Consider the following 25,596-nt stretch of genomic DNA (forward strand, 5'->3'; position numbering starts at 1 on the left):
GGACTTTCTCTCTCGATTCGTCTACTTGGCTCGAAAGGGGGGTCCAGCGGCCGTTTCGACCCTCCGACCGGCCGCTCCTGTCAGTCGTCGTCACGGAGGATCTCGCTCTTGCTCCTGAGGCGGATGGGCCTCTGCTCGGGGTCGAGACCGGGTGGCGGAGTGAGCCAGTACCGGCCCGTGTCGTCCCGGGTGATGCGCCAGTGTTCGTTGTGGAGCCTGAGGTGGTCGGCTCGGCAGAGCAGGATCCCATCGTCGAGGTTGGTCTGGCCGGTGTCTTCTTCCCAGTGTTGGATGTGGTGGGTTTCGGTCCAGGACGGTGGTCGGTCGCAGCCTGGCCACATACAGCCGCCGTCGCGGATGGCGAGGGCCGTGCGTTGGGCGGGGCTGAAGGTGCGTTGTTCGCGGCCGAGGTCGACGCCGCTGCCGTGGTCGTCGAAGGTGACATCGAGGAGCCCGCTGTCGCACCGGTTCCGTTCAAACGTCTCGGCCGAAACCGTCACCGCAGTCCCCTCGATCACACCCGGCTGGAGCTCGGGCGCCTCGGTTTCGGGGCCTACTCCGGCATCGATCACGGGTTTCGCCACGGCGTCGGGAGTCGGCCCGCCCGGTTCAGTCCCACTGGCTGCGGTCCCGGTCGGTGCGGTCCCGGTGGGTGTGGCGCTCCTGGGGCGGATGGTGACCATACGGACGGCGGGGCTGCGACCTCCGGCGATGCGTTTCGGGTCGGCCTTCACGCCGAGTTTCATCAGGGCCAGGAACGCGTCGGCGGTGAGCTGCTCGGTGGTGCGCGGGTCGTCCTGCACCCGCTTCGCCCAGGCGGCCTGCTCCTTGTCGACGAACCGGACGCCGCCCCGGCGGGGACTGGTGATGGCGTCGTAGGTGCTCATCAGGTACTCGCCGTCTTCCGGGGCGAACAACCCGACCATGCGCACCTGCCCGGTGTGGAGCCGCCAGAACCGCAACGACCGGTCGTCGTAGACGGCCTTCTCCCGGGCGGCGATGCCAGCCTCATCGAGCACGTCCCGCACCCGCCGGGCCCGCTTGAACAGCTGGTCAGCGTTCACGGTTCTCGCTTCGGCGAGGAGCCCGGCCAGGGCGGTCGCGAGTTTCTCCGCGGTGATCGCCCTGTCCAGGTCACCCAGGCCTTTGCGGAGCGAGTCCGCCTTCTCGACACTGAGCCAGCCCTCCCTGAGGGCCCGGCCGACCGGCGCATGCCACGGCGGCACCGCGGCCACGGGCACAGGCGGGTCGACCGGCGGCAGGCCCGGGACCGTCCCGTCCAGGGGCGGCCGCCCGTCGGCCCCGTTGGCCCCGTTGGGTCCTGTCTGCCCGTCGATCCCGTCGTGACCGTCGGGGCCTGCGCGTCCGTCGAGGGGCGGGGTGCCGTCGAGCAGTTTCTGGGCGTCTGCGGCTTCCCGGGCGACCTTCTCAGCGGCGTCGGCCTCGGCGAGGAGCCGGCCGACCGCGAGCAGCTTGCCCACGTCGCCCTTGCTTGACCCAGAAATACTCTGCAGCAGATCTTCCGGGGACCGGAACCCCTTCCGGGCCGCGAGGCCCTTCCCGCCGAGCTCGGGACGGGACCGCCGGGCGAGTGTCGCGGCGAACCACGCCGCTTGGGTGTCCAAGGCCCGCCGGGCCCCTGCGATCAACACGTGCCCCTCGAGCACCGCCTCATCGCTCAGCGTGTCGACAGCGGCAGACGAACCGCCCAGCCCGGTGACGACATCCGCCATCGACTGCAACCCACCGAGCACGCCGCCCTGCACCGGGTTGCCCAGCACCCGGTCGCCATGCGGCTGATCGGGTGAATCGAGCGACTCGGGAAGGTTGGTCATGCCCCCACGTTACGACGGACCGCCGACATTCTTAGAGCATGGCTCAGGTCTGTGGAAAGTCCCTCTGATCAGGAACCTGTTGAGGAGAAGCCTCGCTCAACGAGTCCGATCAGCCGGTGACGTCGAGATAGACGGACGCGCTGGCGCGCTGGGCCGTGAGGATGCTCCGCACGGCCGAGAGGTGTGCTCCGGCGGAGCGCCGCGCATCCTCGATCTCGCGGATCAACTCGAGTTGTCCGGCGATGAGCAGCCGGGCACGCTCCTCGAGCTGCACAGGAAGCTGCCCCAGGTGCTCAGGCGCGCGCCACTGCACGCCGGTCGAGAACCGCTCCCCCTCGATAGCGAGCACCGCGTTGCGCGTGCCGCTGCCGAGGCTGCGCTCGAGCTCGTCGAGCACGCGCAGCCACTCCTCGTACGATCCCGACGGCCTAGGCATAACCGAGTTCCCCCCCGATTCGGGCACCCATCGACTGCGCGGGCACCTGCTGTGCGGCCTCGTGCCAGGTCTGGCGCAGCGGCTCGAGGAGTGCGATGCATTCCACTGTCCCGTTGACGTCCCGGTGCACGTTGGCGCTCATCAGCGCGTTCTGAACGTACACGTAGATCGCGAAGAGGCCTTCGCCGCCGTCCCAGGCATCTACATTGAGCGAAGAGGACAGTTCGGACACGATCGCCTGGGCGTGCAGCAGGTTCTCGGATGCGGCCGGCCAGTTCTCGGAGTGCTGTGCCGCTTCCGCACGATTCAGGTCCAAGAGGAGGCGGTCGTACAACATAGTCAGGAGGCGCACCGGCGTTGCCGACAGAATCGCTTCGCGGTTCAGCTGTGCGCGTCGCGCCTGGGTGCCACCCATCATGCTCATAACAGCCATCATCATCCTGTGGTCGAAGTGGAGGAACTGGGCAGCCCGGCAACCTGGGCGGTGAGCCAAGAGGACTGGGCCTTGAGGGCGCTGAGGGAGACCTCCAACGCGGTGTACGTGCTCTGCAGGGTCGCCCGACGCGTCGCGAGGCTGACATCCCACGCGTCGATCCGCGTGCTCATGTTCTTCACGGAGGTCTGCTGACCGGTGATCTGGCCCGTGAGCTGCCCGGTGTACTTGTCGGAGACTGCAGTCGCAGCGGCCGCGACCCGGGTGGCGATCTCCTGAACAGCGGCCTTGACCGTCGTCGGATCCTTGGCCAGGGCCGTCGCGAACTTCGCCGCGTCAAACTCCATGGTGCCGGTCTTGGTGATACTGATTCCGTACTCGGAGGGAGAGTGTCCGTTGATGGGCGCGGATGCGGCCGAGAGGAGTTTCTGGCTGACATCGCGAACGCTGCTGTTTCCGGTGAAGACACCCGGCGACATGATGGCCGCGCCAGCCGCATTCGTGCTGTTGGTGACCACGGTCTGCGTTGAAATAGTCGCGAAGATGCTGTTGAGGGAACTGACAAGACCCGAGGCGACGGAACTGATCTGCGCATCGTCGCGGGCGACCTTGATCGTCACTGGATCGGTCGACACCGCAGAAACGGTGATCGCAACGCCGGGAAGCAGGTTCGAGAAGGTATTGGTGCCCGAGGTGATGGTCTGCGAGGCCGCGGTACCGGCCCACAGCGTCACGCTGGCGTCGCCAGCGGTGCGGATGACCGCGGCCCCGGTGGTCGTGAGCAGGTTCGGGGCAGTGGCCGCCGTGACGTCGGCCTTGGTGCCCTGATAGACGGTGAAGGCGTTGGCCGCTCCCGTGCTGTTCCCGGTGAACTGCAGGCGGTATTGAGCGGTGCCACCGGCGTCGACGCCGGAAGCCACCTTGGTCGCCGTCACTCCGGTTCCTGCCGCGTTGACCGCGGTCGCCATGTCGTCGAGGGAAATGGAGGCTGCGGAAATCTCGGTGCTGACGCCGTTGGCGACGATCGTGAGCACGGCCGGCGTTGCCGGCCAGGCGGACATTGCCGCCGTGACGCCCACCTGGCTTCCGGCGAGGGCGCCGACGACGACGTCGAGCTGCCCGGCAGCGGCGCCGGCAGAGAGCGCGGTGGTCACGGTCGTCGAGCTGCTTGTCGAAGCGTAGAGATCAAGAGACGTCGGCTTGGATGTGGTCGTGGCGAGGGTCGCAAGCGCTGCGACCTGTCCATTGAGGCCTTGGAGGGCAGAGATCAGGGTCTGCGACTTCGCAACGGACGCTTTGAGCAGCGCCTGCGGCTGAGCCTCGACAGTCATGAGGGAATTGATCAGGGACGTAGTGTCGAGACCACTGACGAGCCCGTCGATTGCGTTGGTCATGCCTCCACCTCCTCAGGGAAGAGCTTCAAACTGGTATTCGTGCTGCTGATAAAACGTGAAATGGCTGGCGGTGACCGAGGGATGAGGTCCAGTTCATCTCTCGGTCACCGCCAGCCATAGTTCACCGTACGGTTCCCCGAAAGGTTATCTACTTCGGGTTAGCGGAGGAGTGACAGCACGCCCTGGTTGGACTGGTTCGCCTGCGCGAGCATGGCGGTACCGGCCTGGGTCAGGATGCTGGAACGGGTGTACTTGACCATTTCAGCGGCCATGTCGGTGTCGCGGATTCGTGAACCGGCAGCGGTCAGGTTCTCCGTCGAGACGGCGAGCGTCTTGACGACACTCTCGAACCGGTTCTGGTCGGCACCGAGCGAAGCGCGAGCAGTCGAGACTGCCTTGATCTGGGTGTCGATCAGGCCGATTGCCGCAGCGGCGCCCGTGGCCGAGCTGAAGTCGAGCGCAGCGGCCGATCCGGCGGTTCCTGCGGCAGCAAGCCCAGCGGTTGCGGGAGCCGTGGTTGCGACTGCACCACCCGTGATGGACTTCACGTTGATGCCTGTGGCAGCGCCCGCCGCGTCATAGGTGACCGAAGCGAAGAGCTTTCCGGCGAAACCAGCGTCAGAGTTCAGCGCCGTTGCAACGTCGCCAGCGGTCTTGTACGTACCGGCGCCGCCAAGAGTCGTCGTGACAAGGGAGGTAGTCGTCCCTTCCGTCACCGTGAAAGCCTGGGTACCAGTCGCCAGAAGCGCATTCGCGCTGCTCAGCGCGAAGGACGTGCCCGTGTTGCCAGTGGAGATTGCCGACGCGATGTTCGTGACGTTTGCCCCGGACAGGTTGACCTGAATCTGGCTGCTGGAGCCACCGTTTGCACCGACCTGGAAGCTCAAGGATGCCTTTGAGCCGTCCAGAAGCTGCGTGCCGTTGAAGTTCGTGGAACCGGCGATCCGAGTGAGTTCCTTGCTCAGCGCGGTGACCTCAGTTCCGATCGCCGTGCGGGAATCGGTGTTGTTCGAGTCGTTACCGGCCTGAACGGCGAGGTCACGAACGCGCTGCAGAATGGACTGCACCTCGTTCAAGGACCCTTCAGCGGTCTGAACGACCGAGATGCCGTCCTGGGCGTTGCGGCTGGCAACCGTGAGGCCACCGACCTGCGACTTGAGGCCCTCAGAGATGGTGAGGCCGGCCGCGTCGTCCGACGCGCGGTTGATGCGGAGGCCGCTGGACAGCTTCTCCAGCGACTTGGACATGTCGTTCTGTGTTGCGGCGAGGTTGCGGTACGTGTTGTTTGCCGCGAGGTTGGTGTTGACCTGCATACCCATGATGTGTTCCTCCGTGATTGGGTGTTGGTTCGTCTACCCATCCATGGGCTGACGTTTAGAGCTATCGGCGTTGGCCGGTGTTGCGTTAGCCGTTGAGCGAGAAAGATTCCCGGGCCGGGTAAACGCCGTGGTCGCCGAAGGATCCCGCGGCGGCGGCGTACTTCGCTGCGGCGATCGCGGCGGTCCGCGAGGGCACCGGCAGGCTGATCGGCTGGGTGAGGGGAATGTCGGTCGCGACGGCGGGCATCCGCTCTTGGACAATGCCGAGCATCGCGTGGTCGGCGAGCCGGGCAAGGTAGGCGCTGCGGCGGGCCGGCGCCACGCGGGACTCCGGCACGTAGTCGGCTTCGTCGTCGGCATAGTGGGTGCCGAGTCCGTCGCGCAGCAAGCGGATGGCCTCCGCGCGCTGCTGGGACACGGCCGAGTGGGTGATGCCCAGGTCTGCGGCGATGTCCTTGACCGGGCGGTCGTCGAAGTAGACCTGCTCGATGATCTCGCGCATCTTGGGCGGGAGCGCGAGCACGGCCGCGCGCAGGTACGCGAGGCGCTCGGCGGAGAGCAGCGACTCCCCCGGCAGCACGGTGCTCGCCGGTATGTACTCGGCGGTGGTGTCGTCGAGGGCGATCACGGTGCGCTCGCTGTCTGCGAGGCCTGCTGCTGCGGTCTCACGGTCGACGCCGAGGGCGGCGGCGATCTCGTCGACGCTCGCTGCACGGCCGAGGGCGGCAGCGAGTGTCTCCTGCACGGCGCGGGTTTCCTTGATGCGTCGGCGGGCGGTGCGGGTGGCCCAGTCGTTGGAGCGCATCTCGTCGGCGAATGCCCCGATAATGCGGCGACGGGCGAAGGCGCCGAAGGGAACCCCGAGATCGGGGTTGAAAGCATCGGCGCTCGTGACGAGCGCGAGCGCGCCCGCGGACGCGAGATCGTCTCGCGAGAGGTGACGAGCCTTGGCCCAGACCTCGGAAACCAGGTATCCGACGAGGGGCAGGTTGTCGGTGACCAGCCGATTGCGCTCTGTGCGATTCACGTCGCAGCCCCCTGTGTTTCACGAACGGATTGTGAGCGAGAGACCTCTGGCAGGGCCAGGAATACTTCGCTTCGTACCGGGTGAGCACTAGGACAAATTCACTGATTGGACAGGGTTTCGGGGCCCCTCTAACACAAAATGTTTTGTCCGCGTGTCAAACATACAATCAGCCACCCCTGAGACGAGCCGTGTGGCACCCCCACTCTGGGGGATCTACTACCCCCCAACCGGGAAACGCTTACCACCGTGAATCCGCGCCGGTGCCCCCACTTCGGGAAAGGGTTGTCCTCATTTAGGTGGACATTTATATGCGCCACCTGCCAGTCTGGGCACACAGATCGCTTACGTGCGGCAAAAACCTGCCGATAGTGCCATCTGAAGCCAGAGTCGACGCGGTCGTGCGTCCATTCGGCCCAACCGGAATCGTGTGGAGGAAATCGTGGGCGCCAATGAACTCTCGGCCCTCCTGTGGCGCGAGCGGGAGCTCCTCGAACTGCTCGTCTTCAAGCTCGACGAAGAACAGCTTCTCCTGACCAACGGCAAGACCCGCTGGCTCCAGCAGGGCACCCGCGAGGTCGAGCAGGTGCTCGGCCACGTGCAGGAAGCCGGCCTCGCCCGCAGCGTCGAGGTTGCAGCCATGTCCGCCGAGTGGGGAACGAACGAAGACGCCACGCTCCGCGAACTCGTCGCCCACGCCCCCGTCGGCCCCTGGACCGAGATCATGACGGCGCACCTCAAGGCCCTCGGCGAGCTCGCCGCCCAGATCAAGGAACTCCGCGACGCCAACGAACACCTGCTCCGCTCGGCCGCACGCTCGAGCCAGGAGACGCTCGCAAACATCCGCGTGAACACGAACACCTACGACGCCCGCGGCACAGCGGATGCGTCCACCCCGCCCGCCCGCCTCTTCGACCAGTCGTTCTAACGGGAACCCCATGAGCACATTCGGCGGACTCAACACCGCATACACCGGCCTCGTCGCCGCCCGCCAGGGCCTCGACGTCGTCGGCCAGAACATCGCCAATGCCGGCACCGAGGGATACACCCGCCAGCGCGTGACGACCTCGTCAGTGGATGCCGTGACGCGCGTCGGTCTCTTCTCCTCCGGAGTCGGCGCAGGCCAGGGCGTCTCGGTGACGGGCATCGCCCGCCTCGGCAGCGCGAGCCTCGACGCGCAGGTGCGCGCCTCGGCCGCGGCCGCGGGCTTCTCGGCGGTGCGCGCCAACTCGTTCTCCGCGGTGGAGGCAGCCACCAACGAACCGGGCACGAGCGGACTGTCTGCGACCCTCTCCAAGTTCTGGGCCGGCTGGCAGGACGTCTCCAACAGCGTCGGCGACGCCGCCCCTGCCGGAGTCGTGCTGAGCCAGGCCAACGCCGTGGCCGGCCAGATCGCCTCCAATTACCAGGCCGTCGCGACCGAGTGGTCCTCCCAGCGTTCGAGCGTCGACTCGATGATCTCCGAGGTGAATGCCGCGGCCACCCAGGTCGCCGGTCTCAACTCCCAGATCCGGATGACGGTCGCGGCGGGCGGTTCCGCCAACGAACTCCTCGATAAGCGCAGCGCGCTCACCACGACCATCGCCGCACTCACCGGCGGCGTCGTCTCCGAACAGGCCGACGGCACGGTCAGCGTCTTCGTCGGCGGGAATGCCCTTGTCAGCGGCGACCAGGCCCAGAGCCTGACGGCCGTCGGAGCCACCTCGGTGACGGGAACCGGAGCCAATACCGGAACAGCCGGCACTGTGCAGGTCGTCTGGACCAGGGATCTCGGCAAGACCCCGCCGACGGCCGTCTCGGTCGACGGCGGCGAACTCGCCGGGGCACTGTCGCTGCTCGGCCCCGCGACGCTCGACGCCGCTGGCAAGGGAACCGGCTCAACACTCGCCGACGTCGCGGCCACCTACAACGCTTTCGCCACGTCACTCGCCACGAGCGTCAACGCCGTCTTCAACCCCACGTCGACTGCCGGCGGGGATTTCTTCGGAGTTTCGACCACCGGGGCTGCTGCCCTCGGCCTGAGCGTCCTGCCGAAGACGGCAACCGACCTCTCGACGGCGCTCACCGCCGCCGGGACCGCCGCAACCGCCGCAGCAACCGCAGCCGGAACCCCCGCCGTGACCTCGGCCGGCACGATCGCCGACGCCGTCTCGCAGTTGGGCGCGGGCAAAGCCACCGCCGTCGACCCCGCGACGGGCCTCCCCTTCACCTCGCCGAGCGCCGACTGGTCCACTGTCGTGACGGGCCTCGCGGTGACCACGAAATCCGAGCTCCAGGGCGCGTCCTTGGCGGACATCACGTCGACCGCAGCCGTCAAGGCCCAGCTGTCCAACGCATCCGTCGACCTTGACGAAGAGAACGTGAGCCTTCTGATGTTCCAGCACGCGTACCAGGGCGCCGCCCGCGTCATGACCGCCGTCGACGAGATGCTCGACGTGCTCATCAACAAGACCGGATTGGTGGGCCGCTGACCATGATCTCCCGTGTCACCACCCAGACCCAGATTCGCGCGGCCCAGTCGAGCCTGCAGAGCAACCTCGCGAGGCTCACGCAGCTGCAGGAGCAGGCCTCCTCCCTCACGACCCTGAAGAACCCCTCGGACGACCCGGCCCGCGCCGCGGATTCCCTTGCGGTGCGGGCCCAGCAGAGCGCGGTCGCCCAGTACACCCGCAACGTCGACAACGGCACCGGCTGGCTGACGACAGCGGATGCCGCGCTCTCCGCCACCACGAACATCATGAACCAGGTGCGCGACATCACCGTGCAGGGCGGCAACGGCTCGCTCTCGCAGACCGCGAAGAGCGCCCTCGCCGCGCAGCTGCAGGGCCTCAAACAGGACCTGCTCACCCAGGCGAACACCCAGTACCTCGGACGCAGCGTCTTCGCGGGCACCTCGGACGAGGCCGCGGCCTTCAGGACGACCGCGGCGATCCCGGCGAACGGGACAACCCCGGCGATTCCGGCGACGGTGACCTACACGGGCACCTCTGGTTCAACCGTCGAGCGCCGCGTCGCCGCGGACTCGACCGTGCGCGTCGACTCGAACGGCGCATCCGTTTATGGAACAGGGACCGATTCAGTGTTCACGCTCATCGACAACATCAGCAATGCACTGGACTCGTCGACGGGCGTTGCCGCTACCGGAGCGACGGCCGCGACGACCGTGAGCGACTACCTCTCGACCGTCGACGACCGACTGACCACGGTCATCGCTGCACAGTCGGACAATGGAGTTCGGCAGGCACAGCTCGAAAGCGCCGGCGCCGGGCTCGTCGCCAAGGCCGGAACGCTCGAGGCCCAACGATCCGGGATCGAAGACGTGGACCTCGCCCAGGCCGCCCTTGATCTCAAACTCCAGGAGGTCAGCTACCAGGCTGCGCTCTCCGTGACCGCGAAGGTACTGCAGCACACCCTGATGGACTTCCTCCAGTGAGCGCCTCCCTGACATTCGTCTCCCCACCGCCCGGCCTCGCGCCACTGACCGAGTTCGATCTCACCGAGATCGCCGGAGCCGACGGCCTGTACACGCTGCAGTCCGCCGAAGACCGGCATACCCGGCTCTTCGTGCTCGACGCCGCGATCTATCTGCCGGAATACTCCCCCGTTATCACCGACGAGCACGCCATTTCCCTCGACCTGGCCGGCCCCGATGAGGCTCTCGTGCTCGTCGTGACCAACCCGCGCGAAGGCGGGACCACCGTCAACCTGATGGCGCCGATCGTCGTGAACTCGACGACCGGCCGCTGCGCCCAGATCATCCTCGAAGGTCAGGACTGGTCCCTTCGCGCCGAGCTGGGCGCCGCGTCGGAGGTCTGAGCACGCAGTACTGGCGTGCGCGCGCCGTCCTCAGGTGCGCCTTCCTGAACGGAGTCTCAGGGCATTTCGGCGACGAATGAGGAGCGATTCCCCCGAACGGGAATAGCGTGAGATCCATCGGGGCATAGCCGCTCGGATTCACCCGTGGCTGCCTGCGCCTCGGGCAATGGAGCCACAAATGCATGCGCTCATCAGCTATTTTGCAAGCCTCGACAGTCCAGGTGTCTACCTCGGCTGGGGCGCCTTCCAGATCCAGTTCGGCAACCTCATCGTGATCCTCGTGATGATCCTGCTGTTCGCGCTGGCCCTGTTCCTGCCGTTCCCGAGCGGAAGGAAACGGCCATGAGCATCCGCGAGGAACGGAAGACCGAACCGGTCGAGGAGTACTACACCTGGACCGGGAAGGCCAGGGGCTGGCTGCTGAAGCACCTGCCCGCCGACAAACTGCTGCCGCAGGACCAACCGAGCTACGTCGCATCCTGGATCTACGTTTTCGGAATGGGCGCGATCGTCTCGCTCGTCTTCATCCTGTTTTCCGGCGTCGTGCTGAGCCTGAACGGCCCGGCCTGGTACCACGTCTCCGACTTCGGACACTTCGTGAACAGCGTGCACCTCTGGAGCGTCGAGCTCTTCTTCATAACGATGGTCGTGCATCTCTGGGGCAAGTACTGGATGGCCGCCTGGCGCGGCGGGCGCACCCTCACCTGGATCACCGGGATGGGGGCGTTCCTCGTCTCGATCGTCGCGGCATTCACCGGCTACCTGCTGCAGACCAACTTCGACTCGCAGTGGATCGCCTTCGAGGGCAAGGACGCGCTCAACGCCTCCGGCATCGGCGCATGGTTCAACGTGGCCAACCTCGGCCAGATCTTCGGGTTCCACATCGTGCTGCTTCCCCTCTTGGTCGGAGCCGTCGTGGCATTGCACGTGATCCTGGTGCGGATGCACGGGGTCGTCCCCCCGATCGACGCGGCGGAAACCGACGCCCAGCTGAGTGGCACGGACCGGACGGAGGCGACCCGATGAGCGCCCAGACCATGTCCCGTTCCGACCGGGATGGCCTCGCCCGCCGCCCGTGGCGCGGTACCGTGCGCGAGTACGACCTCTTCAAGGAACTCACGGTCGCCCTCGTCGTCGTCGGGCTCGTGATCGTCGGTCTCTCGGCGATCGTCGGCTCGCCCGACGAACCGAGTGTCACGCTCAAGTCCTGGGCCCAGGCCCAGCCCGCCGACTTCGTGGCCACCGCGACCGCCGAACTCGGCGGCACGAGCGAGACCGCCGGCTACGGCCCGCCGTACAACACGACCGCAGACGCGACCCAGACCATCGGGGCATTCGACCTGCAGAACTTCTCCGGCGTGCAACTGCCGATCGACACGGCCCAGGACCTCGTGATCACCCCGCTGACGACGCTCAACGCGCCGCCGAGCGCCGCCCTCGACGCGTGGAACGCCGGGAGTGACACCCAGAAGGCCGACTGGACCGCCGCATACACGGATGCCCTCACGAGCGCCCCCGACGGCGACCCGGCGCAGGTCGCCACCGGTGAATACGGCCCGGTGCCGGTGCTGACGGATGCGCTGCTCACGATGGCGAGCCAGGGCGCCCTCGACGGCGTGCTGAACGCCCAGGAGTCGTTCTACAACTCCGACTACACCCGCACGATCCTGTTCCTCGGAGACGGCGCCTACTTCGGCGACCTCGCGACCGCGGCGCATCTCACCGGCGACCAGTGGGGCATGATGAACGAGACCGGGAACACCCCCGGTCAGTCGTGGCTGTGGCTGTTCTCCTTCTGGTACCAGATCGAACCGTTCGCGTCAGCCCCCAACGCCGACCTGCTCGTCGTGCTCCTGATGCTCGTGCTGAGTGTGCTGCTGACGCTCGTGCCCTTCATCCCCGGCTTGCGGGACATCCCGCGGTGGATTCCGGTCCACCGCCTGATCTGGCGGGACTACTACAAGAAGCGGGCAGCAGGCCGCAGCTGAGCGGAGTGCGCCAACACTAGGTTGGGGACGAGATCGATCGTCGCCGAGGTGTCTGCGCGGCCGGTCGCATCCGTGCCTCACCGAAAGGCCTTCTGTGTCTCGCTACGACCTCAGCCTGCCCGAGCTTCGCGACTACCGGCCGGTCGTCGCCGAACCGGACGACTTCGACGAGTTCTGGGAAGACACCCTCGCGGACGCCCGCCGTTTTCCCGACGAACCGCACCTGACCCGGGTCGACTCCCCGCTCAGCCAGGTGGAGGTCTACGACATGACCTTCAACGGTTTCGCGGGACAGCCCGTGCGCGCCTGGTTCCTGGTGCCGGCAGGCACGACCGGCTCACTGCCTGCCGTCGTCGAGTACAACGGCTACGGCGGAGGCCGCGGTCTCCCACACGAGAACCTCGCGTGGGTGACGGCGGGCTATGCCTACCTGTTCATGGACACGCGGGGCCAGGGCAGCGTCTGGGGCTCCGGCGGGGAGACACCCGACCCGAACGGCACCGGGCCGTCCGCCCCCGGGTTCGTGACCCGCGGCATCGAACGGCAGCACGATTACTACTACCGCCGGGTCTTCACGGATGCCGCGCGCGCGATCGACGCCGTGCGCACGATTGACCGGGTCGACCCGACCCGCGTCGCCGTGTGCGGCGGCAGCCAGGGCGGTGGCATCGCTCTCGCGGCCGCTGGCCTCAGCGAGGGACTCATCGGGGTCATGCCCGAAGTGCCGTTCCTCTGCCACTTCGAGCGGGCCGTCGAGATCACCGACGGGGACCCGTACCAGGAGATCGTGCGATACCTCTCGGTGCACCGCGACCTCGTCGAGCAGACCTTCACGACGCTCTCCTACTTCGACGGCGTGAACTTCGCCAAGCGGGCAACGGCTCCCGCGCTCTTCTCCGTCGCTCTGATGGACCCGGTCTGCCCGCCGTCGACGGTCTTCGCCGCCCTCAACCACTACGCGGGCGAGGCGGACATCGAGGTCTACCCGTTCAACCAGCACGAGGGCGGCGCGGGGCACCACTGGCTGCGGCAGGCCGCCTGGCTCGAGGAGCGCATCCTCTAGCCGCTCCTCCCCAACCCCAGTTCCCCTCACCAATTCGACGGAGTTTTTGCCCGGAAAGCGCTTATATCGCGTCCTCACGTGCCAGGAACGCAAAGTCTCCGTCGAATTGGTTAGGCCGTCTCACCCGACAGAGCGTCGCCCTGTGGATAACTCGAGCGGGATGTCCCCAGGTGTTCTAACGTGACCGCATGCGGATCCGCGCGAGGTACCGGCTGGCGACGACGACCCTGTGCGCCGCCCTGTGCGCAGCCGGTCTGCTCGTCGTGTCCGGGTGCGCGCCGTCACCGGCGCCGATCGCGAGCCCGTCTGCGTCTCCGACAGCGGATGCGCCCGCTTTCGCCTCAGAGGCCGACGCCCTCGAGGCCGCGCGAACCGCCTACGCCGCTTACTTGGCCTTGTCGACGACGGTTGGTCATGAGGGCGGGAAGTCGCCGGAGCGTATGGCTGCGGTAGCAACGGGTGAAGGCCTTACCCATGAAGTGGCGTCTCTCCAGAAACTCGCGGATTCAGGAAAGCACGGCGTTGGCGAATTTAGCTTTGATTCGCTGAAGCTCCAATCCACGAATCTGGAAATGGGAACCGTCACAACGTATCTCTGTCTAGATGTCTCCAGTACCAATGTTGTTGATAATTCCGGCACAACTACAATCCCTGCGAATCGCCCTGTCCGCTATCCCCTTCAGGTCAGTTTCGCATGGAATCCCTCGGACCGGCGCCTTCTCCTCGAGAGCTCTGAATCATGGCTTGGCACAAACTTCTGCTAGCGGTCATCGCGCTGTCTCCACTCTGGTTTGTGCAGGGTCCCACCGGTGGACAACCTACGAAAGTCGGCTTGTGTGCCGCATGGGAGGCCTCATCCATAGATTGTCAGGATCCACCACCGGTCACCGGCGTCGTGAACGGCGGGGGCGTGGACTTGTCGACGGGTTTCGACTCGGGGTCGGGACCCGGCGGCGGCGTTTCGGGGACGGTCGGCGGCGCGGGCGCCGCGGGCAGCGCGAGCAACTCGGGCACTCCGGGCTCGACGCCGACACCGACTGTGGGGCTTCCGTTCGTGCGGGACGGGTTCGCCGTCAACTGCCCGCTCTGCGACCCGAATCTCGTCGTCCGCATCAGCGACCTCGTCAATTTCCCGGCGGCCGCACCCGGCCAGGGCATGGAACCCAACGGCTGGGCGATCACAGGACTCCCGGCGAATTTCCTGGCCCAGGCATCCGTGCACGTGCGCTCGGGCGTGCTGCTCGGGTTCCCCGCCGAGGTCCGTTTCACGCCGACGCGATTCCACTGGGACGTCGGCGACGGTACGCTCATCGACTCCGCGACGGGCGGTGCGAGCTGGGCCGCCCTCGGCGTACCGGAGTTCTCGGACACCGCCACCAGCCATATCTTCAGGTCAACGGGCCGGCACACCGTGGTGCTTTCGGTCGTCTACTCGGCGGAGTACCGCGCCGGCGGTCAGCCGTGGCGTCCGGTGCAGGGCACCCTCACGATCGCCGCGCCCGCGATCGCGGTCGTCGTCAGCACGGCCTCGACCGTCCTCGTCGGCCAGGACTGCTCGGCCAACCCGTCCGGCCCCGGCTGCTGACCTCGCGCTATTTCCGCCGCGACAACCGGATGGCGATGACGATGACGGCCACAGCGATAGCCGCCATCACCACGAAGCCGCCAACGAGAATCAACACGTGCCAGCCAGTCAGATTATTCAACATTCTCCCCCCAGAGGCCGGCTGTCGGACCGGCGATACCAGAAGGCTAGCCGACCCCGGGTTCGCGCGCACTCCCTTCTGCGGGGTCCCTCTCCGGGACTGGCCGTGCGCGGACTGCTATCTGGGCACGGCAACGCGGAATGATAGGAACTGTGCACCGACACCCTCGCTGGTCGCACCGCAGTTTCGATTCGCCCCCACGACCAAGGACGCCCCGCGATGACCGACGTATCCCGCTCCCTCACCATTGATGCCGGCCAGACCGGCATCCGCGCCCTGCTTCGCTCGGCCGACGGACGCCACGACACGTTCGACTTCGCCGGCATTCGCACCGACCGGGCGCTGATGCCCCAGCTCGCCGATGTCGTCAAGGCCGTCGCCGCGACCGAAAGCGGGCTCTCCGACGACCTCGGCATTCGTACCCTGAGCGCAGGCGTCTCCGGTTTCACGCAGTCCGACGCCGACGCCGCGGAGCTCCGTCATCTCACCCACGGGCTCGGCGTGCAGGACGTCTTCCTCGCCCACGACTCGGTGACCTCGTACCTGGGCGCCCTCGGCGACACCCCCGGTGCCGTGATCGCCGTCGGCACCGGCGTCGTCACTCTGGCGGTCGGTGTGGGCGCCGTCGCCCGGGTCGACGGCTGGGGATACCTGATCGCGGATGCCGGCAGCGGCTATTGGCTCGGACGTGCCGCCCTCGACGCGGTCATGCGCGACTACGACGGGCGCGGACAAGTGACGGCCCTCCGCGACGCCGTCCAGACGGAATTCCCGAACCTCGAAACCCTCTACCTCGAGCTGCAGGCCGACCCCGCCCGGGTGAGCCGGATCGCGGCGTGGTCGCGGTCGGTCACCGCCCTCGCGGCAACGGATGCCGTCGCCGCTGCGATCTGCGACGCTGCGTCCGCAGAGCTCGCCCTGTCGGTGCGCACGGGACTCGAACGGGTAGGCCAGTCGGAAGTCGACGCACCCGTGATCGGCGGGCTCGGCGGCGTGCTGCGCTCACCCGAGATCGCGACCCGCTTCGAGCGCGACCTGCACGCGGTCTGGCCGGCGGCGGACATCCGCTTTCCCACGGCGAACGGTCTCGACGGCGCCGCGCTCCTGCCGAACCTGGCCGCCGACAGCGCCGTCCTCAGCCTGGTCGCGCGCTCCCGCGCCTGATCCACGCCCCTGATCCGCGAGAATCGGCCGGGCAACCGCTGCGATCGGCAGTGCCGGGCGCGGTCAGGTGCGTGGGGCCGCGGGGGTAGCGGATGCCGCGGCGACCCGCATCAGGGCGGCCTCGAACGCGACCCACGGCAGCATCGCGCACTTGACCCTGGCCGGGTACTTGGACACCCCGGCGAAGGCCGCGGCGTCGCCGAGCACCTCTTCGTCGGGCTCGATCGTGCCGCGCGAGCGGAGCAGCTCGCGGAAGGTCGTGACGAGCGCCTCTGCCTCGGGGACGGTCAGTCCCGTCATCGTGTCCGCGAGCACGGATGCCGACGCCATCGAGATCGAGCAGCCGTCACCCCGCCAGACGAACTGTTCGATCACGGGAGCAGGGCCGGCGGCATCCATCACCGCGGCAACCGCTGCGGTACCAGAGCCGGCGCGAACGCCGACGCGAACCGTGATCTCGTCGCCGCAGGTCGTGTTCACCTGGTGCGACTCGGCGAGATGCAGGCCCGGCGCACCGTCGGCGTCGAACACGCCGAACGGCTCGGACGACGCGCCGTGCCGGTACTTGGCGTGGTCGAGGATGATCTGCTGGTACAGCTGTTGCAGTTCGCTCGAACTCATGGCTTCACTCCAAAGAAGGGGGCGACCTCGTGCATGGCGGCCAGGAACTGGTCGACCTCGTCGGTCGTCGTGTAGAGGTAGGTGCTGGCGCGCGTGGACGCCGTGACACCGAGGCGGCGGTGCAGCGGCTGGGCGCAGTGGTGGCCGACCCGCACGGCGATGCCGGCCTCGTCAAGGAACTGGCCGACGTCGTGGGCGTGTACCCCGGCGACGTCGAAGGCGGCGAGGCCGATCCGGTCGACGCCGGCGGCCGGGCCGAGCACCCGCACGCCGGGGATCTCGGCAAGCCCGGTCACGAGGCGCTGGCCGAGTTCGGCCTCACGGAGGGCGATCCGGTCCATGCCGGTTTCGGTCAGATAATCGACGGCGGCGGCGAGAGCGATCGCCTGGGAGATGCGCTGGGTGCCGGCCTCGAAGCGCTGCGGCGGCGCGAGGAACTCGGCGTGCTCCATGTCCACGGTCGTGATCATCGAGCCGCCGGTCAGGAACGGCGGCAGCCCGGCGAGCAGCTCCGCCTTGCCGAAGAGCGCTCCGATGCCGGTCGGGCCGAGCATCTTGTGCCCGGAGAAGACGGCGAAGTCCACGTCGAGCGCGGCGACGTCGACCGTCAGGTGCGGCACTGTCTGGCAGGCGTCGAGCAGGACGAGGGCGCCGAAGCGGTGGGCGAGCTCGACGAGCTCGGCCACGGGGTTGATCGTGCCGACGACGTTGGACGCGTGGGTGAACGCGAGCAGTCGGGTGCGCGGGCCGACGATTGTGGCCGCGGCGGCAAGGTCGAGGGTGCCGTCATCGAGAACGGGGATGAAGCGCAGGGTCGCCCCGGTGAGCAGGGCGAGCTGCTGCCACGGGATGAGGTTGGCGTGGTGTTCCATCTCGGTCACGACGATCTCGTCGCCGGCCCCGATGCGGAACCGGGCAGCATCCGCGCCGCCGAGGCCGAGTGAGGCGTTGGAGATCGCGTACGCGACGAGGTTGACGCCCTCGGTGGCGTTGGAGGTCCAGACGAGTTCGTCGGGCTGCGCGCCAATGAAGGCGGCCACGGTCTCCCGGGCGCCTTCGAAGACCTCGGTCGCCGCGAAAGCGAGGGTGTGCGCGCCCCGGTGCACGGCCGCGTTGCGTTGCTCGTAGTACTCCTGCTCGGCTTCCATCACGCTGATCGGGTTCTGCGAGGTGGCCCCGGAGTCCAGATAGTTGAGCGGATGCCCGTTGATGCGCTGCTCGAGGATCGGGAAGTCGTTGCGGATGCGAGCGACCTCGTCCTCGGTCAGCGCCACGGCGGCGGCACGACGGAACGATGGGGCGGAAAGCGTCATGCTCCTAGGTTAAGCCGTCTTCGCGTGATTCGGACGTGCCGGAGGTGAGGCCGAAGGTCAGGGCACGGGTGAAAGCGGCGCGAGGGTTCGCGAAGACCTCGCGGGTGGGGCCCGCCTCGACGATCCGGCCGTCCTCGAGCACGATGACCCGGTCGGCGAGGGCGAGGGCGTCGAGGGGATCATGGGTGACCAGGATCACGGAACGGTTGGACAGCATCCGGTGCAGCAGCAGGCGTTGGGCCGGCACGGCTGCCACGTCGAGGGAGGTCATCGGCTCGTCGAGCAGCAGGAGGCGCGGCCGCGCGGCGAGGGCGCGAGCGACGGCGACCCGCTGCGCCTGGCCGCCCGAGAGGGCGCCGGGCTTGCGGTCGGCGAGGTCGGCGACGTCCGCGGCGATGAGCCATTCCTCGGCGAGCTCACGCGCCCTGGCGCGGGGGGCCCCTGCGCTCCGCGGGCCGAAGGCGACGTTGTCGCGCACGGACAGGTGCGGGAACAGGAGCGGCTCCTGGGCGAGGAGGACGGTGCCGCGGGCATGCGGCGGAGTCCAGGTGCCTGCGCGGGGGAAGGTGCCGGAGCGTCCGCCGGGTGTAGCGGATGCCGCGGGCAGGTCGAAGAGGACGTGGCCGGTGAGGCTCGCGCGGCCGGAATCGGGTCGCAGCAGGCCGGCGCTGATCTGCACGACGGTCGACTTCCCTGCCCCATTGGAGCCGAGGAGCGCGACGGTCTCCCCCGGTTGCACGCTGAAGGCCACATCGAGGTTCCGGTGCGCGAGGACCGCCTCGAACTCGAAGGTCACGAGAGCCCTCGCGGTCGGTGGGTCGCCACCATGACCACGACCGCGACCACGACGAGGACCAGCGCGAGCGCGACGGCGGCATCCGGATCCGTCTCGCGCTGCAGATAGATCTCGAGCGGCAGCGTGCGGGTGACACCCTCGAGGCTGCCCGCGAAGGTCAGGGTCGCACCGAACTCGCCGAGCGCCCGTGCGAAGGCGAGCACGGCCCCCGAGACGAGCCCGGGCACGACGAGCGGCAGGGTCACCCGCCAGAAAACGGTGTTCGGGGCGGCGCCGAGGGTCGCGGCGACGGCCTCGTATCGCGCGCCTGAGGCCCGCAGCGTCGCCTCGACACTGAGCACGAGGAACGGGAGCGCGACGAACGCCTGCGCGAGCACGACGGCCGTCGTCGAGAACGCGATCTGGATTCCGAGCACCTCGAAGGTCTGGCCGAGCAGCCCGCGGCGCCCGAACGTCGAGAGCAGCGCGATCCCGCCGACGACGGGAGGAAGCACAAGCGGCAGCAGCACGAACGCCCGCACGAGTCTCTGGCCGCGGAACCGGCTCCGGGCGAGCACGACCGCCATCGGCACCCCGAGCAGCAGGCAGAGCGCCGTGCTCGCGCTGGCCGTGCGGAGACTGAGCAACAGCGCCGCGATCGCGGATGGCGAGGTGACGAGTGCGACGAAGTCCGCCCAGTCGACCCTCGCGGTCATCCCGACGATCGGCAGCACGATGAAGAGCGCGCCGACGGCAGCGACAGCGACGATCCAGCGCGGCACACCGAGCACCTCGGCATCGTCCCGCGCCGTGACGCGGAGAGAGACCGCCGCCCCGCTGGCCCGTGTCATGCGACGCTCACGGGGCGCCGAAGCCGGCGGCCGCGAGCACCTTCTGCCCGGTGGGTCCGGTGACGAAGTCCGCGAACAGGGTCCCGAGTTCGGCGTGGGCGCTCGCGGCGACGACGCCGATCGGGTACGAGTTCACGGCCTTGGCGGATTCGGGGAACGGGATGCCGACGACGCTCGCACCCGCTCCGGCGACGTCCGTGACATAGACGAGGCCGGCATCCGCTTCACCGGAGGACACCTTGCCGAGCACGTCGGTAACGGCGTTCTCTTCGCTGACCGGGGTGAGGGTCACGCCGGTCGCCTTCTCGATCGTGGCGGTCGCGGAGCCGCAGGGTACCTGGGCGGCGCAGATGACGACCTTGGTGGCGGGGTTCGCGAGGTCGGCGAAGCTCGCGACGCGGGCCTGGTTGCCCGGCGGAACGGCGATCTCGAGGGTGTTGGTCGCGAACACCGTCGGGGTGCCCGTGACGAGGCCGGCATCGGTGAGCTTGGTCATGTTCTTCGTGTCGGCCGAGGCGAAGACGTCGGCGGGGGCGCCCTCGGTGATCTGGGTGACGAGGTCGGCCGAACCGGCGAAGTTGAGCGCAACGGACACGCCGGGGTTCGCGGCCTCGAACTCGGTCGCGAGCTCGGTGAAGGTCTTCTTGAGGGAGGCCGCCGCGAAGACGGTCAGGGTCTCCGGCGCACGGCTCGCGGTAGTCGTCGACGCAGCGGATGCCGCGGCGGACGCGGTCGCGGACGCGTCGGCCCCGCCCGGGCCGGCACACGCCGTCGTCAGCGCGGCGGCGGCCAGGACGCCAAGCGAGGCAAGAACGTAACGTCGAGCGGGGTGACGGCGAGTGCTCACGAATGCTCCTGGGGGATTTCGACGATCACGGTGGTGGCCTTCACGACGGCGACCGCGACGGACCCGGGCACGAGGCCGAGTTCCCGCACGGCCTCTGTGCTCATCAGGGAGACGACGCGGTGCGGCCCGCACTGCATCTCGACCTGGGACATCACCGGGTCGCTCACGACCCGCGTGACAAGCCCGACGAACCGGTTGCGCGCCGAGCTCGCCGTGCCGGACGGGTCCGTCGGCACGGCGGCGTGTTCGGTGGCGAGCCGGGCGAGGTCGACGCCGTCGACGACCATGCGGCCGGCAGCATCCGTCGTGGCCGGCAGCACCTCGTTGTCGATCCAGCGGCGCACCGTGTCGTCGCTCACGCCGAGGAAGCCGGCGGCCTCGCGAATCCGTATTTGCGACATAAGAAGCACTATATTCCCTCATCTACGGATTCGCTGCCCGTTCTGCTTCGATCGGCTTCCCGTGCGGCACACTGGGGACATGACGACGAACACCCCGACGGATGCGACGCCGCGCGTCGCGCAAATCATCGTCGCGTCGACCCGCGCTGCGGCCGGCATCTATCCTGACCGCACCGGGCCGGTCATCGACGCCTGGCTCGTCGACAGGGGCTGGACAGTGGACGCCCTCCACGTCGTGCCGGACGGCGACCGCGTCGGCCAGGCCCTCGGCGCCGCGATCGCTCTGTACTGCGATCTCGTGATCACGACCGGCGGCACCGGCGTGAGCCCGCACGACGAGACGCCCGAGCAGACGCTGCCGCACCTCGACCGGCTCATCCCGGGACTCGCGGAGGAACTCCGCCGCCGGGGCGGGGCATCCACCCCGCTCGCCCTGCTCTCCCGCGGGTACGTCGGCGTCGCCCGCGGCCGCACCGTGGTGGTGAACCTGCCCGGCTCGACCGGCGGCGTGCGCGACGGCCTCGCCGTGCTCGACGAGGTGCTTCCTCACCTCATCGACCAGCTCCACGGCCGCGACCACTGACGGGCACCGTACGACCCGCGGCGGAGCGCCCCCGGATGGGGACGGATACCGTGGACGACGACGACCCGAAAATGCGGTTGACTGGATACTCGGCCCGGGACGACTGGAGCAGCAATGGACCTCAATACCGTTGTGACGATCACGCCCGCCCGCGAGCGCGCCGACCTGGGGTTACTCGGCGAAACGGTCGCTCCCCTGGCGGGCGGTTCCGAGCTGTTCGCCGATCCCCGGGTTCACCTCACCGGCCTCGTCGACCTGCAGGCGTTCGGCTGGCCCGCGCTAGCCGTGACCCCTGAGGGCCTGGAGATTGCCGCAACGTGCACCCTCGCCCAACTCGCCGCCCTCCCCGCGGAGCCGGGCTGGACCGCGCATCCGCTGCTCTTCGAATGCTGCACCGCCCTCTACGGTTCGTTCAAGGTCTGGAACGTCGCAACCGTCGGCGGCAACCTTGCCACCGCCCTCCCCGCCGGCCCGATGACGAGCCTCGCCGCGGCCCTCGACGCCGAGGTACTCATCTGGCGCCGCGACGGAAGCGACGAGCGCCTCCCCGCCGCCGACTTCGTCACCGGCGACATGACGACCGTGTTGCGCACCGGGGACGTGCTGCGCTCCATCCACATCCCGGAGGCGTCGCTGCGCGCCCGCACCGCGTTCCGCAAGATCGCGCTTTCCCCCATCGGCCGCTCGGGCGCCGTCGTCATCGGCCGCCTCGACCGCGACGGCCGCTTCACCCTCACCGTCACGGCCGCGACCCTCCGGCCCGTGCAGCTGCGTTATGCAACTCTGCCGACCGCGGCCGCGCTCCGTGCCGGCGTCGCAGGCATCGAAGCCTGGTTCACGGATGCCCACGGCGCGGCCGACTGGCGCGCCGCGGTCAGCGCCGTGCTCGCCGAGGAGATCCGCCAGCAGCTCGAGGGCCCGGAAACCATTCCAGCCGCGATACCGGCAGAGACTCCCCCGACCGGAAGCGAGGCCCGCCCGTGAGGTTCGAGATCAACGGCCAGTGGGTCGACGCCGCGGCAGCGCCCGGGCAGTGCCTGCGCACCTTCCTGCGTGAACTCGAGCACTTCGAGGTGAAGAAGGGCTGCGACACCGGCGACTGCGGCGCGTGTTCGGTGCTCGTTGACGGCACCCCGGTGCACTCCTGCATCTACCCGGCATTCCGCGCCGAGGGCACCGCGATCACGACCGCCGCCGGCCTCGGCACGCCGGGCGACCTCGCGCCCGTGCAGCAGCGTTTCGTCGACCACGCCGGCTTCCAGTGCGGCTTCTGCACCCCGGGCATGGTCGTGACCGCCTCCACGCTCACCGAGCAGGATCTCGAGGACCTGCCGCGCCTGCTCAAGGGCAACATCTGCCGGTGCACGGGGTACCGCGCGATCGACGACGCCGTCCACGGACGGCACACCCCGGCAGACGGTTCGGCCCCGTGCACCCTTCCGCCCGACGGCCTCGGTCCCGTGGTCCGCACCGGAACCCGCCCGGCTCCCCCGTCGGCACCCGGTCCAGGCGCTGGGGCCCCGCACGCCGAGCCCCAGGCCGCCCAGACCGCCACCGCGCCCACACCGACCCGCGGCTACGTCGGCGCCTCCACACACGCCCCGGCGAGCGAGCGGGTCGTGAGCGGACTCGAACCGTACACGCTCGACGTCGCGGTGCCCGGCCTGCTGCACGTGAGCGTACTGCAGAGTCCGCACGCGCACGCCAGCATCCGCTCGATCGACACCGGGCGAGCTGCGTCCCTGCCCGGCGTGCACGCCGTGCTCACCCACTCCGACTCCCCCCCGACCCTCTTCTCGACGGCCCGGCACGAGGACCGCCACGACGACCCCGACGACACCCTCGTCTTCGACCGGGTCCTCCGGTTCCGCGGCCAAAGGGTCGCGGCCGTCGTCGCGGACACCGTCGCGATCGCGGAGGCCGCCTGTCGCCTGATCGACGTCGAGTACGACCTTCTCCCCGCCGTGTTCGACCCGTCGCGCGCGACGGAGCCCGGCGCCCCCCTCGTGCACGGCGAGAAGGATGCCGCGGCGAGCCGCGTCGCCGACCCCTCCCGCAACCTCGTGGCCGAGCTGCACGGCGAATACGGCGACCTCGAGGCCGGCCTCGCCGAGGCGACCCACCTGGTCACCGGAACCTGGCAGACCCAGCGGGTCGCGCACACCCACCTCGAGACGCACGGCACGATCGGCTGGCTCGAACACGCCGGCACCCCCGAGCAGCGGCTGGTCCTGCGGACGAGCTCCCAGGTGCCCTTCCTCGTGCAGCGGGAGATCTGCCGCGTCTTCGACCTAGACCCTGCCGCGGTCCGGGTCTTCACCGCCCGCGTCGGCGGCGGGTTCGGCGGCAAGCAGGAGATCCTCACCGAGGATCTCGTCACCCTCGCGGTTCTCGCGACCGGGCGCCCGGTGCAGTACGAGTTCAGCCGCGCCGACGAGTTCCGGGTCGCGCCCACCCGGCATCCGATGCGGGTCGGCGTCACCCTCGGCGCGACCGACGACGGCCGCCTCACGGCGCTCGCCCTCGACGTTCTGAGCGACACCGGCGCCTATGGCAACCACGGGCCCGGCGTGATGTACCACGGCAGCTCCGAGTCGGTGAGCCTGTACTCCGTGCCCAACAAGCGAGTGGATGCCCGCAGCGTCTACACGAACAACCTCCCCTCCGGCGCCTTCCGCGGCTATGGCCTGGGCCAGGTCATCTTCGCTGTCGAATCGGCGCTCGACGACCTCGCCCGCGACCTCGGCGTCGGCCCCTTCGACCTGCGCCGGCTCAACTCCGTGCGCCCGGGCGACCCGCTCGTGGTCACCCACGTCGAGGGCGAGGACCTCATCTTCGGCAGCTACGGGCTGGACCAGTGCCTCGACCTCGCCGAAGCGGCGCTCGCCCGCGGCAACGGCGCGCCCGTGCCCGATGGACCAGAGTGGCGGGTCGGCGAGGGCATGGCGACCGCGATGATCGCGACGATCCCCCCGCGCGGACACTTCGCCCAGGCATCCGTCACGCTCGGCGACGACGGCCGCTACGCCGTTCGCGTCGGGACCGCCGAGTTCGGCAACGGCACCACGACCGTGCACACCCAGCTCGCCGCGACCGCCCTCGGCACGAGCCCCGACCGGATCGATATCCTGCAGTCCGACACCGACACGATCGGCTACGACACCGGCGCCTTCGGCTCGGCAGGCATCGTCGTCGCCGGCAACGCCGTGCTTGGTGCGGCGACCGCACTCGCGGCCGCGCTCCGGCAGGCAGCGACGGATGCCCATCCCGGCACCCCCGCCGACGCCTGGCTCCTCGAGCCCGACGGCCTCCGTTGCGGCAGCACCGTCGTTTCCCTCACCGAGCTCGCCGACCGCGCGGCAGCCGCGGCGCCCGCCGGCGACGCATCCGTCGCTCCCGCGTCGACCTCGGGACCGAGCCCGGCGGCGGCCGGACTCGGTCTGCGAGGCACGAGCTCCGAGGATGGCGCCGTCCGTTCCGTGGCCTTCAACGTGCAGGCCTTCCGGGTCGCCGTGAGCACCCTCACCGGCGAGGTGCGGATCCTGCAGTCGATCCAGTCCGCGGATGCCGGCGTCGTGATGAACCCGGCGCAGTGCCGCGGCCAGATCGAGGGCGGCGTGGCCCAGGCGATCGGCACCGCGCTCTACGAAGAGGTCTTGCTCGACGGCGAGGGCACCGTCACAACGAGCGTGATGCGCAACTACCACGTGCCCCTGCTCGCGGACCTGCCCGTCACGGAGGTGTACTTCGCGGAGACGAGCGACGACCTCGGTCCCTACGGAGCCAAGTCGATGAGCGAGTCGCCGTACAACCCCGTCGCTCCTGCGCTCGCGAACGCGGTCCGTGACGCGATCGGTATCCGCCCGTACGAGCTTCCGATGTCCCGTGACCGCATCTGGCGCCTGATGCACCCCTGAGAGTCACCGTTCCGGTCGAGGGCGCCCGTTGCACGGGTACCCCTCGACCGGAAAGGTACCCCTCGCGCGGCCCCCAAGCGCCCGTGCCACCTGCGCCCTCCGAAACACGC

The 25,596-nt window shown here is 68.9% G+C and carries 24 protein-coding genes and 1 pseudogene; 13 read left to right on the forward strand and 12 right to left on the reverse strand.

Annotated features, from left to right (window positions below; all coding sequences use genetic code 11):
• Positions 1-80: 80 nt before the first annotated feature.
• From RCH22_RS08535 to RCH22_RS08560, 6 genes are all read right to left on the reverse strand, one after another.
• A complete protein-coding gene (locus RCH22_RS08535; RefSeq protein ID WP_327013595.1) occupies positions 81-1,835 on the reverse strand; it encodes a DUF222 domain-containing protein in 1,755 nt (584 codons plus the stop codon).
• A gap of 109 nt (positions 1,836-1,944) precedes the next feature.
• Positions 1,945-2,271, reverse strand: coding sequence for a hypothetical protein (locus tag RCH22_RS08540; RefSeq protein ID WP_327013596.1), 327 nt, complete (start codon positions 2,269-2,271; stop codon positions 1,945-1,947).
• On the reverse strand, positions 2,264-2,695 hold the full coding sequence (gene fliS / locus RCH22_RS08545; protein ID WP_327013597.1) for a flagellar export chaperone FliS: 432 nt from the start codon (positions 2,693-2,695) through the stop codon (positions 2,264-2,266). The genes RCH22_RS08540 and fliS overlap by 8 nt, the downstream gene beginning before the upstream one ends.
• Before the next feature lie 11 nt (positions 2,696-2,706).
• Positions 2,707-4,098: a flagellar filament capping protein FliD gene (gene fliD / locus RCH22_RS08550; protein WP_327013598.1), complete on the reverse strand. Its 1,392-nt coding sequence runs from the start codon at positions 4,096-4,098 to the stop codon at positions 2,707-2,709.
• Between the two features lie 158 nt (positions 4,099-4,256).
• Entirely contained in the window at positions 4,257-5,417 is a 1,161-nt protein-coding gene (locus RCH22_RS08555) for a flagellin (protein ID WP_327013599.1), read from the reverse strand.
• Positions 5,418-5,502: 85 nt separating this feature from the next.
• Positions 5,503-6,444, reverse strand: coding sequence for a sigma-70 family RNA polymerase sigma factor (locus RCH22_RS08560; RefSeq protein ID WP_327013600.1), 942 nt, complete (start codon positions 6,442-6,444; stop codon positions 5,503-5,505).
• A gap of 439 nt (positions 6,445-6,883) precedes the next feature.
• On the opposite strand from RCH22_RS08560, the gene RCH22_RS08565 reads away from it, so the two are divergent.
• The 10 genes from RCH22_RS08565 to RCH22_RS08610 all read left to right on the forward strand — a co-directional run bounded on the left by RCH22_RS08565 (position 6,884) and on the right by RCH22_RS08610 (position 16,178).
• Positions 6,884-7,369: a flagellar protein FlgN gene (locus RCH22_RS08565; RefSeq protein ID WP_327013601.1), complete on the forward strand. Its 486-nt coding sequence runs from the start codon at positions 6,884-6,886 to the stop codon at positions 7,367-7,369.
• A gap of 10 nt (positions 7,370-7,379) precedes the next feature.
• A complete protein-coding gene (gene flgK, locus RCH22_RS08570) occupies positions 7,380-8,912 on the forward strand; it encodes a flagellar hook-associated protein FlgK (RefSeq protein ID WP_327013602.1) in 1,533 nt (510 codons plus the stop codon).
• Positions 8,913-8,914: 2 nt separating this feature from the next.
• The gene (gene flgL / locus RCH22_RS08575; protein WP_327013603.1) at positions 8,915-9,874 is read left to right on the forward strand and encodes a flagellar hook-associated protein FlgL; all 960 of its coding nucleotides are present in this window, start codon (positions 8,915-8,917) and stop codon (positions 9,872-9,874) included.
• Positions 9,871-10,257 (forward strand): flagellar assembly protein FliW, encoded by a 387-nt coding sequence (locus RCH22_RS08580; RefSeq protein WP_327013604.1) that lies wholly within the window; start codon positions 9,871-9,873, stop codon positions 10,255-10,257. Before flgL ends, RCH22_RS08580 begins: the two co-directional genes overlap by 4 nt.
• 178 nt (positions 10,258-10,435) lie before the next feature.
• Positions 10,436-10,603, forward strand: a complete 168-nt coding sequence (locus RCH22_RS08585) for a hypothetical protein (RefSeq protein ID WP_327013605.1) — start codon at positions 10,436-10,438, stop codon at positions 10,601-10,603.
• Entirely contained in the window at positions 10,600-11,283 is a 684-nt protein-coding gene (locus RCH22_RS08590; protein ID WP_327013606.1) for a cytochrome b N-terminal domain-containing protein, read from the forward strand. The genes RCH22_RS08585 and RCH22_RS08590 overlap by 4 nt, the downstream gene beginning before the upstream one ends.
• Complete coding sequence (locus RCH22_RS08595) at positions 11,280-12,245, forward strand: hypothetical protein (RefSeq protein ID WP_327013607.1); 966 nt, start codon at positions 11,280-11,282, stop codon at positions 12,243-12,245. The genes RCH22_RS08590 and RCH22_RS08595 overlap by 4 nt, the downstream gene beginning before the upstream one ends.
• Before the next feature lie 94 nt (positions 12,246-12,339).
• A complete protein-coding gene (locus tag RCH22_RS08600) occupies positions 12,340-13,308 on the forward strand; it encodes an acetylxylan esterase (protein ID WP_327013608.1) in 969 nt (322 codons plus the stop codon).
• A 910-nt stretch (positions 13,309-14,218) separates the two neighbouring features.
• Positions 14,219-14,893, forward strand: coding sequence for a hypothetical protein (locus tag RCH22_RS08605; protein ID WP_327013609.1), 675 nt, complete (start codon positions 14,219-14,221; stop codon positions 14,891-14,893).
• A 340-nt stretch (positions 14,894-15,233) separates the two neighbouring features.
• On the forward strand, positions 15,234-16,178 hold the full coding sequence (locus RCH22_RS08610) for a BadF/BadG/BcrA/BcrD ATPase family protein (protein ID WP_327013610.1): 945 nt from the start codon (positions 15,234-15,236) through the stop codon (positions 16,176-16,178).
• A gap of 63 nt (positions 16,179-16,241) precedes the next feature.
• Here RCH22_RS08610 and sufU read toward each other — a convergent pair whose 3' ends face one another.
• The 6 genes and pseudogenes from sufU to RCH22_RS08640 all read right to left on the reverse strand — a co-directional run bounded on the left by sufU (position 16,242) and on the right by RCH22_RS08640 (position 20,986).
• Entirely contained in the window at positions 16,242-16,799 is a 558-nt protein-coding gene (sufU, locus tag RCH22_RS08615) for a Fe-S cluster assembly sulfur transfer protein SufU (RefSeq protein ID WP_327013611.1), read from the reverse strand.
• Entirely contained in the window at positions 16,796-18,112 is a 1,317-nt protein-coding gene (locus RCH22_RS08620) for a SufS family cysteine desulfurase (protein WP_327013612.1), read from the reverse strand. The genes sufU and RCH22_RS08620 overlap by 4 nt, the downstream gene beginning before the upstream one ends.
• Before the next feature lie 70 nt (positions 18,113-18,182).
• Positions 18,183-18,908: pseudogene (locus RCH22_RS08625) on the reverse strand (ATP-binding cassette domain-containing protein); the annotation flags it as partial.
• Positions 18,905-19,738: an ABC transporter permease gene (locus RCH22_RS08630; protein WP_327013613.1), complete on the reverse strand. Its 834-nt coding sequence runs from the start codon at positions 19,736-19,738 to the stop codon at positions 18,905-18,907. The pseudogene RCH22_RS08625 and the gene RCH22_RS08630, both read right to left, overlap by 4 nt.
• Before the next feature lie 7 nt (positions 19,739-19,745).
• The gene (gene modA / locus RCH22_RS08635; RefSeq protein ID WP_327013614.1) at positions 19,746-20,585 is read right to left on the reverse strand and encodes a molybdate ABC transporter substrate-binding protein; all 840 of its coding nucleotides are present in this window, start codon (positions 20,583-20,585) and stop codon (positions 19,746-19,748) included.
• Complete coding sequence (locus tag RCH22_RS08640) at positions 20,582-20,986, reverse strand: TOBE domain-containing protein (RefSeq protein WP_327013615.1); 405 nt, start codon at positions 20,984-20,986, stop codon at positions 20,582-20,584. Before RCH22_RS08640 ends, modA begins: the two co-directional genes overlap by 4 nt.
• Positions 20,987-21,065: 79 nt before the next feature.
• Between RCH22_RS08640 and RCH22_RS08645 the strand changes: the two genes are divergently transcribed.
• From RCH22_RS08645 to RCH22_RS08655, 3 genes are all read left to right on the forward strand, one after another.
• Positions 21,066-21,569: a MogA/MoaB family molybdenum cofactor biosynthesis protein gene (locus tag RCH22_RS08645; RefSeq protein WP_327013616.1), complete on the forward strand. Its 504-nt coding sequence runs from the start codon at positions 21,066-21,068 to the stop codon at positions 21,567-21,569.
• A gap of 114 nt (positions 21,570-21,683) precedes the next feature.
• Positions 21,684-22,553, forward strand: a complete 870-nt coding sequence (locus RCH22_RS08650; protein WP_327013617.1) for an FAD binding domain-containing protein — start codon at positions 21,684-21,686, stop codon at positions 22,551-22,553.
• Positions 22,550-25,486 carry a molybdopterin cofactor-binding domain-containing protein gene (locus RCH22_RS08655; protein WP_327013618.1) on the forward strand — a complete coding sequence of 979 codons (2,937 nt, stop codon included), beginning with the start codon at positions 22,550-22,552 and terminating at the stop codon, positions 25,484-25,486. The genes RCH22_RS08650 and RCH22_RS08655 overlap by 4 nt, the downstream gene beginning before the upstream one ends.
• Positions 25,487-25,596: the final 110 nt, after the last annotated feature.

Source organism: Cryobacterium sp. GrIS_2_6, assembly GCF_035984545.1.
In the GTDB taxonomy this organism is placed as follows: Bacteria; Actinomycetota; Actinomycetes; order Actinomycetales; family Microbacteriaceae; genus Cryobacterium.